The 15,893-nt window shown below is 69.4% G+C and carries 18 protein-coding genes; 11 read left to right on the top strand and 7 right to left on the bottom strand.

Going from position 1 to position 15,893, the window contains the following annotated elements:
- Positions 1-189 precede the first annotated feature (189 nt).
- Positions 190-540 (top strand): WhiB family transcriptional regulator, encoded by a 351-nt coding sequence (locus BST11_RS13315; RefSeq protein ID WP_067317306.1) that lies wholly within the window; start codon positions 190-192, stop codon positions 538-540.
- Between the two features lie 394 nt (positions 541-934).
- Here BST11_RS13315 and bagB read toward each other — a convergent pair whose 3' ends face one another.
- Together bagB and bagA are read right to left on the bottom strand one after the other, a co-directional pair.
- A complete protein-coding gene (gene bagB / locus BST11_RS13310; protein WP_083138414.1) occupies positions 935-2,089 on the bottom strand; it encodes an ATPase BagB in 1,155 nt (384 codons plus the stop codon).
- The gene (gene bagA, locus BST11_RS13305; protein ID WP_083138413.1) at positions 2,086-3,111 is read right to left on the bottom strand and encodes an ATPase BagA; all 1,026 of its coding nucleotides are present in this window, start codon (positions 3,109-3,111) and stop codon (positions 2,086-2,088) included. Before bagA ends, bagB begins: the two co-directional genes overlap by 4 nt.
- Before the next feature lie 69 nt (positions 3,112-3,180).
- Here bagA and sp36 point away from each other — a divergent pair, with 69 nt between their 5' ends.
- From sp36 to BST11_RS13295, 3 genes are read left to right on the top strand one after another with little or no spacing between them, the layout of a single operon-like run.
- Positions 3,181-3,342 (top strand): Sp36 family protein, encoded by a 162-nt coding sequence (gene sp36 / locus BST11_RS27145; RefSeq protein ID WP_120313477.1) that lies wholly within the window; start codon positions 3,181-3,183, stop codon positions 3,340-3,342.
- A gap of 23 nt (positions 3,343-3,365) precedes the next feature.
- A complete protein-coding gene (locus BST11_RS13300; protein ID WP_083138412.1) occupies positions 3,366-3,821 on the top strand; it encodes a RidA family protein in 456 nt (151 codons plus the stop codon).
- A gap of 4 nt (positions 3,822-3,825) precedes the next feature.
- The gene (locus tag BST11_RS13295) at positions 3,826-4,620 is read left to right on the top strand and encodes an MBL fold metallo-hydrolase (protein ID WP_083138411.1); all 795 of its coding nucleotides are present in this window, start codon (positions 3,826-3,828) and stop codon (positions 4,618-4,620) included.
- 5 nt (positions 4,621-4,625) lie between these two features.
- Here the strand turns inward: BST11_RS13295 and crp are convergent, their stop codons facing one another.
- Positions 4,626-5,300 carry a cAMP-activated global transcriptional regulator CRP gene (gene crp, locus BST11_RS13290; RefSeq protein ID WP_007772229.1) on the bottom strand — a complete coding sequence of 225 codons (675 nt, stop codon included), beginning with the start codon at positions 5,298-5,300 and terminating at the stop codon, positions 4,626-4,628.
- 98 nt (positions 5,301-5,398) lie between these two features.
- A complete protein-coding gene (locus BST11_RS13285; RefSeq protein ID WP_083138410.1) occupies positions 5,399-5,782 on the bottom strand; it encodes a hypothetical protein in 384 nt (127 codons plus the stop codon).
- Between the two features lie 149 nt (positions 5,783-5,931).
- Between BST11_RS13285 and nth the strand changes: the two genes are divergently transcribed.
- The 4 genes from nth to marP are packed head-to-tail and all read left to right on the top strand — an operon-like array spanning position 5,932 to position 9,285.
- On the top strand, positions 5,932-6,612 hold the full coding sequence (gene nth, locus BST11_RS13280; RefSeq protein WP_067317289.1) for an endonuclease III: 681 nt from the start codon (positions 5,932-5,934) through the stop codon (positions 6,610-6,612).
- 17 nt (positions 6,613-6,629) lie between these two features.
- Positions 6,630-7,268, top strand: a complete 639-nt coding sequence (locus BST11_RS13275) for a TlpA family protein disulfide reductase (RefSeq protein ID WP_083138408.1) — start codon at positions 6,630-6,632, stop codon at positions 7,266-7,268.
- Between the two features lie 17 nt (positions 7,269-7,285).
- The gene (locus BST11_RS13270) at positions 7,286-8,080 is read left to right on the top strand and encodes an NUDIX hydrolase (RefSeq protein WP_083138440.1); all 795 of its coding nucleotides are present in this window, start codon (positions 7,286-7,288) and stop codon (positions 8,078-8,080) included.
- An 11-nt stretch (positions 8,081-8,091) separates the two neighbouring features.
- Positions 8,092-9,285, top strand: a complete 1,194-nt coding sequence (gene marP / locus BST11_RS13265; RefSeq protein ID WP_142276334.1) for an acid resistance serine protease MarP — start codon at positions 8,092-8,094, stop codon at positions 9,283-9,285.
- Here the strand turns inward: marP and BST11_RS13260 are convergent.
- On the bottom strand, positions 9,278-10,243 hold the full coding sequence (locus BST11_RS13260; protein WP_083138406.1) for an alpha/beta fold hydrolase: 966 nt from the start codon (positions 10,241-10,243) through the stop codon (positions 9,278-9,280). The two genes, marP and BST11_RS13260, sit on opposite strands and share 8 nt — an antisense overlap.
- On the bottom strand, positions 10,244-10,786 hold the full coding sequence (locus BST11_RS13255; RefSeq protein WP_067317281.1) for a phage holin family protein: 543 nt from the start codon (positions 10,784-10,786) through the stop codon (positions 10,244-10,246).
- Between the two features lie 125 nt (positions 10,787-10,911).
- On the opposite strand from BST11_RS13255, the gene BST11_RS13250 reads away from it, so the two are divergent.
- On the top strand, positions 10,912-11,607 hold the full coding sequence (locus BST11_RS13250; protein WP_142276333.1) for a S1 family peptidase: 696 nt from the start codon (positions 10,912-10,914) through the stop codon (positions 11,605-11,607).
- 1 nt (position 11,608) lies between these two features.
- Here BST11_RS13250 and acs read toward each other — a convergent pair whose 3' ends face one another.
- Positions 11,609-13,564 (bottom strand): acetate--CoA ligase, encoded by a 1,956-nt coding sequence (gene acs / locus BST11_RS13245; protein WP_083138405.1) that lies wholly within the window; start codon positions 13,562-13,564, stop codon positions 11,609-11,611.
- A 136-nt stretch (positions 13,565-13,700) separates the two neighbouring features.
- On the opposite strand from acs, the gene BST11_RS13240 reads away from it, so the two are divergent.
- Positions 13,701-14,237 carry a DUF4232 domain-containing protein gene (locus tag BST11_RS13240; RefSeq protein ID WP_169834908.1) on the top strand — a complete coding sequence of 179 codons (537 nt, stop codon included), beginning with the start codon at positions 13,701-13,703 and terminating at the stop codon, positions 14,235-14,237.
- Positions 14,238-14,294: 57 nt separating this feature from the next.
- Entirely contained in the window at positions 14,295-15,893 is a 1,599-nt protein-coding gene (locus BST11_RS13235) for a peptide ABC transporter substrate-binding protein (protein WP_083138404.1), read from the top strand.

The raw sequence follows: 15,893 nt of genomic DNA, 5'->3' as shown, positions 1-15,893 counted from the left end.
GGGCAAGACTGCACGCGCGTCCCAAAAAAAGCGTTATCAGACTGTTGCGCAATTGCCACCTGACCACCTAACTTATACACACGGTGAGATTCAGATAACACCGATTTGCATGGTGTGGCGTAGATCGCAGCAGGCGTCTGCACCCGAGGAGGGCGGCCGGGAGGGCGGCCGGGAGGAAGGGAACAGCTCGTGTCAGGAACACGGCCGGCCGCGCGGAGGACCAACATCGCGGCTGCTCAAGGCGTACTGCGTAGCGTCGACGCCGAAGAACGAATCGCGTGGGTCTCAAAAGCGTTGTGCCGGACCACTGACCCCGACGAACTGTTCGTTCGGGGCGCCGCCCAGCGCAAGGCGGCAGTGATCTGCCGTCACTGCCCGGTGATGCAGGAGTGCGGGGCCGACGCCTTGGATAACAAGGTCGAGTTCGGGGTGTGGGGCGGCATGACCGAGCGTCAGCGCCGGGCCCTCCTCAAGCAGCACCCCGAGGTCGTCTCCTGGGCCGACTTCTTCGAAAAGCGCCGCGGCCGCTCCGTGGGCTGACCGGTTCGCGCGAGGCGCGGATAACGCTGCGAGCCGAAGTACCCGTCCAGGGGTCCTGAAAACCTCTGTTTTCATAATTACGTTTCTGTTACAGCGCAGGTCCAACTCCCGTCAATTGGACTATGTCGAATAGGCCACTGACTCGTGTTGAATACGAGCTGGCTTGTGACAAATAGGAATTCGGCAGCAACGCACCTTCGTCGCCGGGCAAGGCTGGCCCGTGTCAAATAGGTTTTCGCCCCGGCTTACTGGCGCGTGCTCAATAGGATGCGCAGGCTCCTCAGCGCCCCGCGGCGCGGGCCGCGTCGTCGCCGACGGGGTGGGATGCGCCGGCTCCTCAGCGCCCCGCGGCGCGGGCCGCATCGTCGCCGACGGGGTGGGATGCGCCGGCTCCTCAGCGCCCCGCGGCGCGGGCCGCGTCGTCGCCGACGGCGGTGATCTGGTCGGCGAGCGCCCGCAGCGCGTCCAGGTCCGACACGTCGAACGGCAGCGACGGGACCCCGACGACCGGCACGTGCGGGTGGGCCCCGGTGAACCGGGAGAGCAGTCTGACCTCCCGCTTTGCGGTTTGCGCACGGTCGGCATGAATCTTCAGCACCGCGGCGGCCAGCTCGGCGGCCTCGGAGTCCACCGCCTCCAGCGTTTCGCTGCCGTCGATCGCCCGCTCGACCGGCAGGGAACACAGGGTCGGGTGCGTGCGGTTCAGCACGAGGCCCGCCAGTGGCATCCCTTCCTGCGAGAGTCGGTCGACGAAGAAGGCCGCCTCGCGCAGCGCGTCGGGTTCGGCGGCCGACACCACGACAAATTGCGTGCCGCGCCGCTTCAGCAGCGAATAGGTGCGGTCGGCCTTCTCGCGGAAGCCGCCGAAGGTGGCATCCAGCGACTGCACGAACGCCGCCGCGTCGCCCAGCATCTGCGAGCCGAGCACCGTGGACAGCGCCTTCATCGCCAAACCCATTGCGCCGGTGACCAATCGGCCAATGCCTCGGCCGGGTGCCAGCAGTATCCGCCACAATCGGCTGTCCATGAAGCTGCCCAGCCGTTTCGGCGCGTCCAGGAAATCCAGCGCGTTGCGCGAGGGGGGAGTGTCCACCACCACCAGGTCCCAGCGGTCCTCGCCCAACAGTTGGCCGAGCTTCTCCATCGCCATGTACTCTTGCGTGCCCGCCAGCGAAGTGGCCACGGTCTGATAGAACTGGTTTTCCAGAATCGCCTGTGCCCGACCGGGTCCGGAGTACTGGATCACCATTTCGTCGAACGTGCGCCGCATGTCGAGCATCATGGCGTGCAGCTCGCCGGACACCTCGGGTGCCAGCGGTACCCGCTGCGGGGTGTTGCCGAGGTCATCGATGCCCAGGGCCTGTGCCAGCCGCTTGGCCGGGTCGATCGTCAAAACGCACACGGTGCGGCCGTATTCGGCCGCGCGGAGGGCTATCGCGGCCGCGGTGGTCGTCTTGCCCACGCCGCCGGCGCCGCAGCACACGACCACTCGGTTCGACGTGTCCGCCAGGATTGCGGCCATGTCAAGGGTTTTCGGCGTTGTGCTCATCGAACCCCCTGCTGCGCAAGCGATTCGGAAAGCTCATAGAGGCTGCCCAGGTCGACGCCGTCGGAAATCGCCGGCAGTTCCAGCCGTGGCACCTTGAGGGCGTCGAGCTGCTGCGCGGTCTCGGCGCGCGCGGTGATTCGGGTTGCGTGCTGGATCGTTTCGGTCAGCAGGCCCGCGAAGTCGCTGTCGTCCAGCTTGATTCCGGCCATCTCCAGCCCGGTACGCACCGAGTCGGCGTCGACGTCGCCCTCGGCCGCCTTGGCGAGGTCGCGCGGCTCCAAGTACGACGGGATGTTGCGGTTCACGATCACGCTGCCGATCGGCAGCTTCATCTCCGCGAGCTCCTCGATGGCCTCCAGTGTCTCCTGCACCGGCAGCGCCTCGAGCAGCGTGACCAAATGGATGGCGGTCGCCTCGGAGTGCAGCAGCTTCACCACACCCTCGGCCTGCGCGAACACGGGCCCGCCCTTGGCCAGCTCGGACACGGCCTTGGTGACATCGAGGAAGCGCGCGATCCGGCCCGTCGGGGGCGCATCGACGACGACCGCGTCGTAAACGGGGTCCTTGGACCCCTTCTTCTGGCGCACCACCGACTCCTTGATCTTGCCGGTGAGCAGCACGTCGCGCAGGCCTGGCGCGATCGTCGTCGCGAACTCGATGGCTCCGATGCGGCGCATGGCCCGGCCCGCGATGCCGAGGTTGTAGAACATGTCCAGGTATTCCAAAAACGCGGCCTCGATGTCGATCGCCAGGGCATTGACCTGCCCGCCGCGCTCCGCGGTGGCGATCTTGAGCTCCTCGTACGGCAGCGGCGGGACGTCGAAGAGTTGCGCAATGCCTTGGCGGCCTTCGACTTCGACGAGCAGGACCTTGCGCCCGCCCGCCGCCAGGGTCAGCGCCAGCGCCGCCGCTACCGTCGACTTGCCCGTCCCGCCCTTGCCGGTCACGAAATGTAAGCGGGCCCTCGACAAGCGCGCCGGCCAGCCGACGGAGCTACCGCCGCTAGGAGTGGATGCCACCATCGCATGCTAGCCCGAGGCCGCCCGGCCACCGGGCCGGAGCCGCTGCGCACCGACCGATAAGCTCGCGTCATGAGCCAACCCACCGCATGGGAATACGTCACCGTGCCGCTGCTGACGCACGCCACCAAGCAGATCCTCGACCAGTGGGGGGCCGACGGCTGGGAGCTGGTGTCCGTGCTGCCCGGGCCCACCGGCGAGCAGCACGTCGCGTATCTCAAGCGCGCCAAGTAGCGCGACCGAAGGGACCCGTCCGGATGAGCGCTTCCGCCCGGCTCCGGCAGCTTGGCGTCGCACTTCCCGAGGTGGTCGCCCCGCTGGCGTCCTACGTGCCGGCGGTGCGCACCGGCAGCCTCGTCTACACCGCGGGCCAGCTGCCGATGGAGGCCGGAAAGCTGGCGGGGACCGGCAAGGTCGGCGCCGAGGTCAGCCCCGAGGAGGGCAAGGCGATGGCGCGGATCTGCGCGCTCAACGCGCTGGCGGCCGTCGACTCCGTGGTCGGCATCGACGCCGTCACACGCGTGATCAAGGTCGTCGGCTTCGTCGCGTCCGCCCCGGGTTTCAACGGTCAGCCGGGCGTCGTCAACGGCGCCTCCGACCTGCTCGCCGAGGTGTTCGGCGAGCAAGGCGCGCACGCGCGTTCGGCGGTCGGAGTCTCCGAGCTCCCGCTGGACGCGCCGGTGGAAGTGGAGCTGGTCGTGGAGGTCGGCTGACGACGTGACCGACGCCGCCGAGTCGCCGAACCACCCCGCATACGGAAGGTTGCGGGCGGTCACCGACACGGCCTCGGTGCTGTTGGCCGACAACCCCGGCCTGTTGACGCTGGAGGGCACCAACACGTGGGTGCTGCGCGGCAAGGGCAGCGACGAGCTGGTGATCGTCGACCCCGGCCCCGACGACGACGAGCACATCGCCCGGGTCGCCGGGCTCGGCCGCATCGCGCTGGTGCTGGTCAGCCACCGGCACCCCGACCACACCGACGGCATCGACAAGCTGGTGCAGCGGACCGGGGCGACGGTGCGCTCGGCGGGCAGCGGGTTCTTGCGCGGCCTGGGCGGTCACCTGGTCGACGGCGAGGTGATCGACGCCGCCGGCCTGAAGATCAAGGTCATGGCCACGCCCGGGCACACCGCCGACTCGCTGTCGTTCCTGGTCGACGACGCCGTGCTCACCGCGGACACCGTGCTGGGCCGCGGCACCACCGTCATCGACAAGGAGGACGGCAGCCTCGCCGACTACCTGGAATCGCTGCGGCGCCTGCGCGGGTTGGGGCGGCGCCGGGTGCTGCCCGGGCACGGGCCCGAGCTGGCCGACCTGGAAGCCGTCGCGGAGGGTTACCTGACCCATCGCCACGAGCGTCTGGAGCAGGTGCGCGCGGCGCTGGGCGACCTCGGTGACGACGCCACCGTCCGCCGGATCGTCGAGCACGTCTATGTCGACGTGGACGAGAAGCTCTGGGACGCGGCGGAGTGGTCGGTCCAGGCGCAGCTGGATTACCTGTTCACCCGGTAGCGCGGTTAGCGCGCGCGGCGCGCCAGGCGTTCGGAGTCGGAGATCAGCACGCTCTTGCCCTCCAGCCGGATCCAGCCGCGGTGGGCGAAGTCGGCCAGGGCCTTGTTCACCGTCTCCCGGGAGGCGCCGACCAGCTGGGCGATCTCCTCTTGCGTCAGGTCGTGGGTGACCCGCATCGCGCCGCCCTCCTGGGTGCCGAAACGCTGGGCCAGCTGCAGCAGCTGCTTGGCCACCCGGCCGGGCACGTCGGTGAAGATGAGGTCGGCCAGGTTGTTGTTGGTGCGGCGCAGCCGCCGGGCGAGCACGCGCAGCAGCTGCTCGGCGATCTCCGGACGGTCCGCGATCCACGCCCGCAAGGCGTCGCGGTCCATCGACACCGCCCGCACCTCGGTGATCGTCGTCGCGCTGGAGGTCCGCGGGCCGGGGTCGAAGATCGACAGCTCCCCGAACATGTCCGACGGGCCCATGATCGTCAGCAGATTCTCGCGGCCATCGGGCGAACGGCGCCCGATCTTGACCTTTCCCGCGACGATGATGTACAGCCGATCGCCCGGCTCTCCCTCGGCAAAAACCGTGTGTCCGCGCGGGAAGTCAACGGGTTGCAGTTGCTTGGTAAGCGCGGTGACCGCCCCGGGCTCGACCCCTTGGAAGATACCGGCCCTTGCCAGGATCTCGTCCACGTTGCCTCTTAGCTTTCCAACGATGTCTGTGTGCGCAAGCTAACCCCTTGCCAGCGTGATGAGTCTAGAGCTAGAGCAATTATGTCCAACGTGCCACGCTACACACGATTGGCGTATCTAGCCCACCTAAATTGCTGATTGACGTGCGGATCGTCCGCCGTTCGCGTCGGTAACCAAGCCTCGCCGCGCCCGCCGGAGGCCGGCGCAGGCTCCGGCGCGGCGTGACGCGGGCCGGGCGGCGGCGACTCGGCCAAACGCAAGGCCATCCGCCGATGGAGGAAATCCAGCGCCTCGGGCATGCCTTCGCGGGCCAGCGTGTGCACGTCGACGGCCTCCGCGTGCTCGAGGAAGTCGTCGACATCGGTCGACGTGACGGCGTCGTCGGTCAGTTCGGCTTCCAGCCGCCCCAGACCCAGCGTGACCAGCATGAGCAGCCCCGGCACGCACGCCACCAGCAACCATGACACAAGGAGAGTAAACATGGCTTAGGTCTCAGTCAGATCACGAAATCAGTACTCTGTCGTAGGTGACAGCGGCTAAGTCATCCGAGCGCTCGGCGTCCACGGCGACCACGCCGGGCGGTGGTGTCGATGCAGAAACGCGCCTCGGACTGGTGCGGCGGGCGCGACGCATGAATCGGGCACTGGCCCAAGCGTTTCCAGACGCACACTGCGAGCTGGACTTCACGACACCGCTGGAACTGACGGTGGCCACCATCCTGTCGGCGCAGAGCACCGACAAGCGGGTCAACCTGACCACGCCCGCATTGTTCAAGCGGTACCGTTCGGCGCTGGATTATGCGCAAGCCGACCGCGCCGAGCTGGAGAACCTCATCCGCCCCACCGGCTTCTTCCGCAACAAGGCAACGGCGCTCATCGGACTCGGGCAGGCCCTGGTCGAACGCTTCGACGGCGAGGTGCCCTCGACCATCGCCGAACTCGTCACGCTGCCGGGCGTGGGGCGCAAGACCGCCAACGTCATCCTGGGCAACGCCTTCGGGGTCCCGGGAATCACGGTGGACACCCATTTCTCGCGGCTGGTGCAGCGGTGGCGCTGGACCGCCGAGAAGGACCCGGTCAAGATCGAGCACGCCGTCGGCGAACTGATCGAGCGGCGGGAGTGGACGATGTTGAGCCATCGCGTGATCTTCCACGGCCGCCGGGTGTGCCACGCGCGCAAACCGGCGTGCGGCGTCTGCATCCTCGCCAAGGACTGCCCCTCGTACGGCCTCGGTCCGACCGAACCGCTGCTCGCCGCGCCCCTGGTCCAGGGCCCCGAAACCGAGCACCTGCTCGCCCTGGCCGGCCTCTAATACCGGGGCAGGAGACCTTGACCCGCACGACCCGCTGGACGATCGCGATCCTGGCGGTGGTTGCGGCATTGATCGCCGCTCTGGTGGCGCAGCTGCACGACGGCGCCGCGCCGAACGCTCCGACCCGGAATGCGGCCCCGCGGGAGCACCGGGACGCCGACACCGCGGACGCGTTGGCCGGGCCGCGGCAGCGCGCCAACCTGCCGCCCTGCCCGGCCGCGGGGGCGGACGCCGGCGGGCCGGCGCTGCGAGGGGTGACGGTGGAGTGCGCCGCCGACGGCTCGGCCGTCGACGTCGGGCGCGCGCTGGCCGGGCGCCGGGTCGTCCTCAACCTATGGGCGTACTGGTGCGCGCCGTGTGCGGCCGAACTTCCTGCGATGGCCGAATACCAACGCCGTGTCGGCCCGACGGTGACGGTCGTGACGGTGCACCAGGACGAGAACGAGACCGCGGGGTTACTGCGGTTGGCGGAGTTGGGTGTTCGGCTGCCGACGCTGCAGGACGGCCGTCGTCGGGTCGCCGCCGCGCTGCGTGTGGTAAATGTGATGCCCGCGACGGTCGTCCTGCGGCCGGACGGTAGCGTTGCCCAGATGCTGCCGCGGCCTTTTGCCGATGCCGACGAGATCGCGGCTGCGATCGGAAACGACGCGGGTTGAGGCCGAGGGAGGTGCCGGTGAGTGCTGGGGGTACGCCCCCGCCTGACGGGGACGCCACCCACGGGCGGGTGACCGTTCCGCTCACGCCCGATGCGTCACCGTCCTGGTTGCGCCCGCTCGTCGACAACGTCGAGCAGATTCCCGACGCGTTTCGCCGCCGGCTGCCGGGCGACCTGCTCGCGATGGTGAGCCGCTCGCGCTCGAACGGCCGCGAGGCCGCCGTGCTGGTGTTGTTCTCGGGCCCGCGGTCGGCGCCGCCCGGCGGCGGTGTTCCCGACGACGCCGACCTGCTGGTCACCGTGCGCGCCTCGACGCTGCGCCACCACGCCGGCCAGGCGGCGTTTCCCGGCGGCGCCGCCGATCCCGGCGACGCCGGACCGGTCGCGACGGCCCTGCGCGAAGCGCACGAAGAAACCGGCATCGACGTCACCCGGCTGCGCCCGCTGGCCACGATGGAGCGGACGTTCATCGCGCCGTCACGGTTCCATGTCGTCCCCGTCCTGGCGTACTCGCCGGACCCCGGTCCGGTATCGGTGGTCAACGAGGCCGAAACGGCGATCGTGGCACGAGTTCCGCTGCGCGCCTTCATCAATCCGGACAACCGGCTGATGGTCTACCGCGGCAATCTGGGCCGCCGTTGGGCCGGGCCCGCGTTCTTGCTCAACGAGATGCTGGTCTGGGGCTTCACCGGGCAGGTGATCTCCGCGATGCTCGACGTCGCCGGCTGGGCCCAGCCCTGGGACACCCACGACGTGCGCGAACTGGACGATGCGATGGTCCTGGTGGGCGACGAGGGAGGGCCCCTCGGATGAACATGAACTCGATGACCCCGTCGCAGTGGCTGGACATCGCGGTACTGGCGGTCGCGTTCATCGCGGCCATCTCGGGCTGGCGGTCCGGCGCGCTGGGGTCCCTGCTGTCGTTCGTCGGCGTGTTGCTGGGCGCCATCGCCGGCGTGCTGCTGGCCCCGCACATCGTCAGTCACATCGCTGCGCCCCGCGCCAAGCTGTTCACGGCCCTGTTCTTGATCCTCGCGCTGGTAGTCGTCGGCGAGGTTGCCGGCGTAGTGTTGGGGCGGGCCGTGCGCGGCGCAATCCGCAGCCGCACAATACGATTCGTCGACTCGGTGATCGGGGTGGGCGTGCAACTGGTGGTGGTGTTGACCGCCGCGTGGTTGCTGGCGACGCCGCTGACCCAGTCCAAGGACCAGCCCGAGTTAGCCGCCGCGGTCCGCGGCTCGCGGGTGCTCGCGAAGGTCAACGAGGTCGCCCCGCCCTTCTTGAAGACGGTGCCCAAGCGGCTCTCGGGGCTGTTGAACACCTCAGGCCTGCCCCAGGTGCTGGAGCCGTTCAGCCGCACGCCGGTGATCCCGGTCGCGTCGCCCGATCCCGCCCTGGCCACCAACCCGGTGGTGGTGGCCGCCGCACCGAGCGTCGTCAAGGTGCGCAGCCTCGCGCCGAGCTGCCAAAAGGTTTTGGAGGGCAGCGGATTCGTGATCGCGCCCGATCGGGTGATGACCAACGCGCACGTGGTGGCCGGGTCCAACAACGTGCAGATCTACGCCAGCGGAAACCCCCTAGACGCCACCGTGGTGTCCTACGACCCGTCGGTCGACATCGCCATCCTCGCGGTCCCCAACCTGCCGCCGCCACCGCTGTCCTTCGCCCAGGCCGAAGCGAAAACCGGCGCCAGCGTCGTGGTCCTGGGCTATCCCGGTGGCGGCACCTTCACCGCCACCCCGGCCCGCATCCGCGAGGCCATCCGGCTCAGCGGTCCGGACATCTACCGCGACCCCGCGCCGGTAACCCGCGACGTGTACACGATCAGAGCCAGTGTGGAACAAGGCAATTCGGGTGGGCCGCTCATCGACCTCAACGGTCAGGTCCTCGGGGTCGTGTTCGGCGCGGCCGTCGACGACCCCGACACCGGCTTCGTGTTGACGGCCGACGAGGTGGCCGGGCAGTTGGCCCGGATCGGCGACACCAAACAGGTGGCCACCGGGGCGTGTGTCAGCTGACCCGGGGCCGGTACACCTGCTCGAGAAACTTCGTGAGGTGCCTATTGACTTCCTCCGGGCTCTCCTCGTGGCTGAAATGCCCTGCGTCGCTGATGGATAGGTACCGGCCCTGGGGGGCGTAGCGCTGCGAGAGGTCGACGGGGTCGGACAGCACGTAGGGGTCGGCGTCGCCGCGCAGGTGCAATACCGGCATCGTGAGCCGCTGGCTCATCGATCTGATGAACCGCCGGCCCTCGCCGCGCAGCTGGCTGCGCACCGCCCAGCGCTGGTACTCCAGCGCGGAGTGCGCGGCGCCCGGGATTTGGATCGCCGTACGCAGATAGCCGATGGTCTGTGAAAAATCTTCGGAGGCAACCCATTTTGCGCAACTTCGGCTCCGGACCAGCCGTTCGATCTCCGCCCCGTTGTCCCGGGTCAACAGGCGCTCCGGCCAGATGGGCAGCTGGTATTGCAGCAACGTCGGCAGCAGCGCGTAACCCTGATCGCGCCGCGTGAGCGTGGACCGCCACAGCGCCGCCGGGTGCGGCGAGCTGATCAGCGCGATGGCGCGCACCAGCCGTGAATGCAGCAGCGCGGTGGCCCAGCAGGCCAGCCCGCCGTCGGCGTGCCCGACCAGCGTCGCTGAGGAGTGTCCCAGCGCACGAATGAGGCCGGCCGTGTCACCGGCCAGCGTCCAGCCGTCGTAGCCGCGGGGCGGCTTGTCGCTGCCGCCGTAGCCGCGCAGGTCGACCGCGACCACCCGCGCCCCGGTCAGCCCGCGCAGCTGATGGCGCCACGACCACCAGAACGACCCGAACCCGTGCAGCAGCATCACCAGCGGCGGGCCGGCCGTTCCGTGGCCGGCGGGCCGATCGTCGGGCAGCGCCTCGACGACGTGGAAGCGGATGCCGTTGGCGTGCACGTCCAGATGCCGCCATGGCCCGTCGATGCGGGTGACCGACGGATCGGGTGGGGGCATCTACCAGCCCGAGGGATCTGCGGGACCGCCGTCGTCGGCCTTGTGGTGGCGGCCGCCGGACTCGGTGAGCGGCTTTTTGGCGTCGGCGGCCTTGTCGTGGCCCGGAGTGAGCGCGGTGCGCGTCTCCTTGACCGACTCGATCGTCTCCTTCGGCCCCCGGATCCGGCGGACCTTCCGGTAACCCAGCAGCCCCAGCAGGGCCCCGACGACCACCATGAACCCGAACACGATCAGGTACGACGCCCAGCGCCACAGCCAGGTGTCGAGCAGCTCGGCGACGAAGAAGAAGAAAAAGAAGGTGGAGTAGAACAGCACCAGCAGCGCGGCGACGAAATAGACGCTGCCGGTGAGGCCCTTCTTGACGTCCCGGGTGATCTCGGCGCGGGCCAGTTCGACCTCGGCGCGCACCAGGGTGGACACCTGGGCGGTGGCGTCTTTGATCAGGTGACCGATCGACGGCTCGGCGGGCGTGGCGTGCGGGTCGGCCAAGGGAATCGTGGTCAGCGTGCCGGGCACGCCGTTCTTGCGATCGACTTTGCTCACGGACCGTCCTCTCGGTTTTCTCGTCGCGGTTTATGTTGCCATGCCGACGACGGGGTGGCGCGGCCCCGGCCGACTAGACTGACCCAACTGCCCTGGATGTCCGACCGTTCGATGGGAGTGCTGCATTGCAGACGGCCTACCGTGGCTTGAAGGCGGCGATGGGGGCGGTGCTCGTGGCGCTGCTGGCCGTCCCGGCCGGCGCGACCGCCGACGACCGCGTCCCGATGGGCGGCGGGGCGGGCATCGTCATCAACGGGGACACCATGTGCACCCTGACGGCGATCGGCACCGACGCCGCCGGCGAGATGATCGGCTTCACCTCCGCGCACTGCGGCGGTCCGGGTGCGCAGGTCGCCGCCGAGGCGGCGGAGAACCGGGGCCCGCTGGGCATTATGGTCGCCGGCAACGACAACCTCGACTACGCGGTGATCAAGTTCGATCCGGCCAAGGTGGCGCCGGTGGCCAACTACAACGGCTTCGTGATCAACGGCATCGGCCCGGATCCGGCGTTCGGCCAGATCGCGTGCAAGCAGGGCCGCACGACCGGCAATTCGTGCGGGGTCACCTGGGGGATGGGCCAGGACCCGGGCACGATCGTCATGCAGGTGTGCGGCCAGCCCGGCGACTCGGGCGCGCCGGTGATTGTCAACAACCTGCTGGTCGGGATGATTCACGGGGCGTTCAGCGACAACCTGCCCACGTGCATCATCAAATACATCCCGCTGCACACCCCGGCGGTGGTGATGTCGTTCAACGCCATCCTCGCCGACATCAACGCCAAGCACCGGCCCGGCGCGGGATTCGCGCCGGTTGCCGCCTGAGCTACTTGCCGGCCCTGATCGCGTCGAAGACGCCGGGATCCAGCAGCGTGGACGTGTCGCCCAGCTCCCGGTTTTCGGCGACGTCGCGCAGCAGCCTGCGCATGATCTTGCCGCTGCGGGTCTTGGGCAGCTCGGGCACCACGTGCACCTCGCGCGGCCTGGCGATGGGGGAGATTTCCCGGGCGACCTCCCCGCGCAGCTCGTCGACGATCCCCTCGATCCCCCGGTGCACCTCGAACTCGGCGCACAGCACGACGAACGCGCAGATGGCCTGGCCCGTGGTTTCGTCGGTCGCGCCCACCACGGCCGCCTCGGCCACCGCGACGTGGCCGACCAGCGCCGACTCCACCTCTGCGGTCGACAGCCGGTGCCCCGACACGTTCATCACGTCGTCGATGCGCCCGACCACCCAGATGTCGCCGTCGGCGTCGTAATAGGCGCTGTCGCCGGCGAAGTACCAACCCTGCTCGGCGAACCGGGACCAGTAGGTCTCGACGTAGCGGTCCGGGTCGCCCCAGATGCCGCGCAGCATGGACGGCCACGGCTGGTCCAGGACCAGGTAACCGGTGGCGTGCTCGCCCTTGTCCGCGCCGCGCGGCAGCTGATCGCCGTGGTCGTCGACGATCTTCGCCGAGACGCCGGGCAGCGGCCGCATCGCCGAACCCGGTTTGGCCGCAGCGATTCCGGGCAGCGGCGAGATCATCGTGGAACCCGTTTCGGTCTGCCACCAGGTGTCGACGATCGGGAGGCGGCCGGCGCCGATCACCTTGCGGTACCAGCGCCACGCCTCGGGGTTGATCGGCTCGCCGACCGACCCCAGCAGCCGCAGGCTGGACAGGTCGTGGGCGTCGGGGATCTCGTGCCCCCACTTCATGAACGTGCGGATGAGCGTGGGCGCGGTGTAATAGATTGTCACGCCGTACTTTTCGATGATCTCGAAATGCCGGTGCTGGGTGGGAGTGTCGGGCGTGCCCTCGTAGAGGACCTCGGTGACCCCGTTGGACAGCGGGCCGTAGACGCCGTACGTGTGGCCGGTGACCCAGCCGATGTCGGCGGTGCACCAGAACACGTCGGTTTCGGGCTTGGTGTCGAAGACGTAGTAGTGGCTGTAGCAGGCCTGGGTCAGATATCCGCCGCTGGTGTGGACGATGCCCTTGGGCTTGCCGGTGGTGCCCGAGGTGTAGAGCAGGAACAGCGGCTGCTCGGCGTCGAACGGTTCGGCGGTGTGGTCGGGGGACGCGGCGCCGACGGCGTCGTGCCACCACAGGTCGCGGCCGTCGGTCCAGGGGACGTCAATTCCGGTGCGGCGCACCACCATAACGTGCTCGACGGGGCTGTCCGGATCCGCGAGCGCCTCGTCGGCCGCGTCCTTCAGCGGTGCCGGCTTGCCGCGGCGGAACTGCCCGTCGCTGGTGATCAGCAGCTTGGCCCGGGCGTCGGCGATGCGGGCGCGCAGGGCCTTGGCGGTGAAACCGGCGAACACGACGCTGTGCATGATGCCCAGCCGCGCGCAGGCCAGCATCGCGATCACCGCCTCGGGGATCAGCGGCAGGTAGATCGCGACCCGGTCGCCGGCGACCAAGCCGAGGTCGGTCAGCGCGTTGGCCGCCTTGCACACTTCGGCCCGCAGGTCGGAATAGGTCAGGCTGCGGCTGTCGCCGGGTTCGCCCTCCCAGTGGATGGCGACCCGGTCGCCGTGGCCGTCCTCCACGTGCCGGTCCACGCAGTTGTAGGCGACGTTGAGCCTGCCGTCGGCGAACCACTTGGCGAACGGCGCCTCCGACCAGTCGAGCACCTCGGTGAACGGCTGCGACCAGGAGAGCCGATTGGCCTGCTTGGCCCAGAACGCCAGCCGGTCCGCCTCGGCCTCGCGGTACAGCTCCTCCCCGGCGTTGGCCTGCTCGGCGAATTCCGCCGACGGCGGATAAGACGGGCCCTCGGTGTGGGCGGCGGTCACGGGGTCTCCTCCTGCTAGAGGCTCTGGTGAAGCGTTATGTCGAGGGTCGTCAACCGTGAGTGAGCCTAAACCTCGAGGCGAAAAGGCGCCTCTCAAACCGGGCTCACGAGCGCGCCCCGAGGCGGATAATCACCGTGTGCCGGGATCTTACGGGCGGCGTGTCCGCCGGCTGGTGGCCAGCCTGTGCGTGGGCTGCGCGGCCGTCGTCGTGCCGGGGCCACCGGCGTGGGCCGCACCCGCCGACACCGTGGACCAACCGCCGCCGTGTTGGTCGGAACAGATCGCCGTGAGCGCTTCGCAGACCCAGGGCGCCGCGGGCCATCGCGGGCTGACGCTGGTGTTCGCGCTCGCCGGAGGCGCGGAGCCGTGCACGCTGAGCGGGTACCCGGGCGTCGACTCGGGCAACGGCGGGCCGCCGATTCACGCCCGGCCCACGCCGCGCGGGTACATGGGCGGGCTGCCCGCCGGCGTCGAGGAGCCGCCGACGGTCACCCTGTCGCTGTCGACGCAGGGCCAGGCCGTCGTGGAGGGCCTGGCCACCGACGCGGACGGACACCAGTGCCCCAACTACACCGATCTCGCCGTCACCCCGCCCAACATCGTGCAGGTCTACACGGTGCCCGCCACCATCGACGCCTGCCGGCTCGAGGTGCACCCCGTTACCGCGGGCTGATGCGGTAACGCGTGCCGGACATCGCCGCGCGCCGCCGCACGCCCTATGGTCGCTGGCATGCGTCGGATGCGGGCCGCCCTGGCCGCCCTTGCCGCCGCACTGCTGGTCGCCGGGTCGCTGGCCGGCTGCGGCGGCGGCGTCTTGACGCCCGACCTCGTCCTGGTCAACGGCGGCGAGCCGCCCTACCCGCTGGTGCCGACCAGCACCAACGACAGCAACGGCGGGCGGATCATCGACCGGATGTTCGCCGGCCTGGTGTCCTACGACGCCGCCGGAAACCCGACAAACGAGGTCGCACAGTCGATCGAGACCGCCGACAACGTCAACTACCGCGTTGTCCTGCAGCCGGGCTGGAAGTTCACCGACGGATCGCCGGTGACGTCGCACTCGTTCGTCGACGCCTGGAACTACGGAGCCTTCGGCCCCAACGCCCAACTGCAACAGAGCTTTTTCAGCCCGATCGCCGGGTTCGGGGAGGGCCGGCCCACCCTGTCCGGGCTGCGGGTGGTCAACGACCTCGAGTTCACCGTGCGCCTGGCGGCGCCGACCATCGACTTCGTGTTGCGGTTGGGCCACAGCGCCTTTTATCCGCTGCCCGCCGCCGCGTTTCGCGACATGGCGGCGTTCGGCCGCAACCCTTTTGGCAACGGTCCCTACCGGCTCGCGGCCGGTCCCGACGGCCCGGCCTGGGAACACAACGTCAGGATTGACCTGCGGCCCAACCCCGACTATCACGGCAACCGCAAACCCCGCAACAAGGGGCTGCGGTTCGAGTTCTACGCCAACCTCGACACCGCCTACGCCGACCTGCTGTCGGGCAATCTCGATGTGCTGGACACGATTCCGCCCAGCGCGCTGCCGGTGTACAAGCGCGACCTCGGAGACAACGTCACCAGCGGCCCGGTCGCCGTTACGCACAGCCTCGACACCCCGTTGCGGCTGGCGCATTTCGGCGGCGAGGAGGGCCGCCTGCGCCGCCTCGCGCTGTCGGCCGCGGTCAACCGTGAGCAGATCTGTCGGCACCTCTTCATGGGAACCCGCACCCCGGCACGCGATTTCACCGCCCGGTCGCTGCCGGGCTTCGACGCCAACCTGCCCGGCAACGACGTCCTGAACTTCGATCCCGACCGCGCACGGCGGCTCTGGGCGCGGGCCGACGCGATCGCGCCGTGGCGCGGCCAGTACGCCATCGCCTACAACGCCGACTCCGGAAACCAGGAATGGGTGGACGCGGTGGCCAACAGCATCAAGAACGTCCTGGGCATCGACGCGGCCGGCGCGCCGCAACCCACCTTCGCCGGATTTCGCACCCAGATCACCAACCACACCATCGCCACCGCGTTTCGCGCCGCGTGGCAGGGTGACTACCCCTCGATGATCGAGTTCCTCGCCCCGCTGTTCGCCACCGGTGCGGGTTCCAACGACGTCGGCTACTCCAACCCCGAATTCGACGCGGCGCTGGCGGCCGCCGAGGCCGCACCGACCATCGGGCAGGCCGATGCCTCCGCCAATGCGGCGCAGCGAATCCTGTTCCACGACATGCCCGTCGTCCCGTTGTGGGACAACGTCGGCGTGGTCGGCTGGTCGACGGAGGTGCACAACGTCCACGTCGCCTGGAACGGTCTGCCCGACTACGAGAACATCGTGAAGGGCTGA

Origin of the sequence: Mycobacterium alsense (assembly GCF_002086635.1) — a bacterium.
GTDB lineage: Bacteria > Actinomycetota > Actinomycetes > Mycobacteriales > Mycobacteriaceae > Mycobacterium > Mycobacterium alsense.
This window is presented reverse-complemented; position numbering and strand designations above follow the sequence as displayed.

Bases quoted from the DNA above. Each gene is read 5' to 3' on its own strand.
- bagB (WP_083138414.1), bottom strand. From the start codon at position 2,089: ATGAGCACAACGCCGAAAACCCTTGACATGGCCGCAATCCTGGCGGAC.
- bagA (WP_083138413.1), bottom strand. From the start codon at position 3,111: ATGGTGGCATCCACTCCTAGCGGCGGTAGCTCCGTCGGCTGGCCGGCG.
- sp36 (WP_120313477.1), top strand. From the start codon at position 3,181: ATGAGCCAACCCACCGCATGGGAATACGTCACCGTGCCGCTGCTGACG.
- BST11_RS13300 (WP_083138412.1), top strand. From the start codon at position 3,366: ATGAGCGCTTCCGCCCGGCTCCGGCAGCTTGGCGTCGCACTTCCCGAG.
- BST11_RS13285 (WP_083138410.1), bottom strand. From the start codon at position 5,782: ATGTTTACTCTCCTTGTGTCATGGTTGCTGGTGGCGTGCGTGCCGGGG.
- nth (WP_067317289.1), top strand. From the start codon at position 5,932: ATGAATCGGGCACTGGCCCAAGCGTTTCCAGACGCACACTGCGAGCTG.
- marP (WP_142276334.1), top strand. From the start codon at position 8,092: ATGACCCCGTCGCAGTGGCTGGACATCGCGGTACTGGCGGTCGCGTTC.
- BST11_RS13260 (WP_083138406.1), bottom strand. From the start codon at position 10,243: ATGCCCCCACCCGATCCGTCGGTCACCCGCATCGACGGGCCATGGCGG.
- BST11_RS13235 (WP_083138404.1), top strand. From the start codon at position 14,295: ATGCGTCGGATGCGGGCCGCCCTGGCCGCCCTTGCCGCCGCACTGCTG.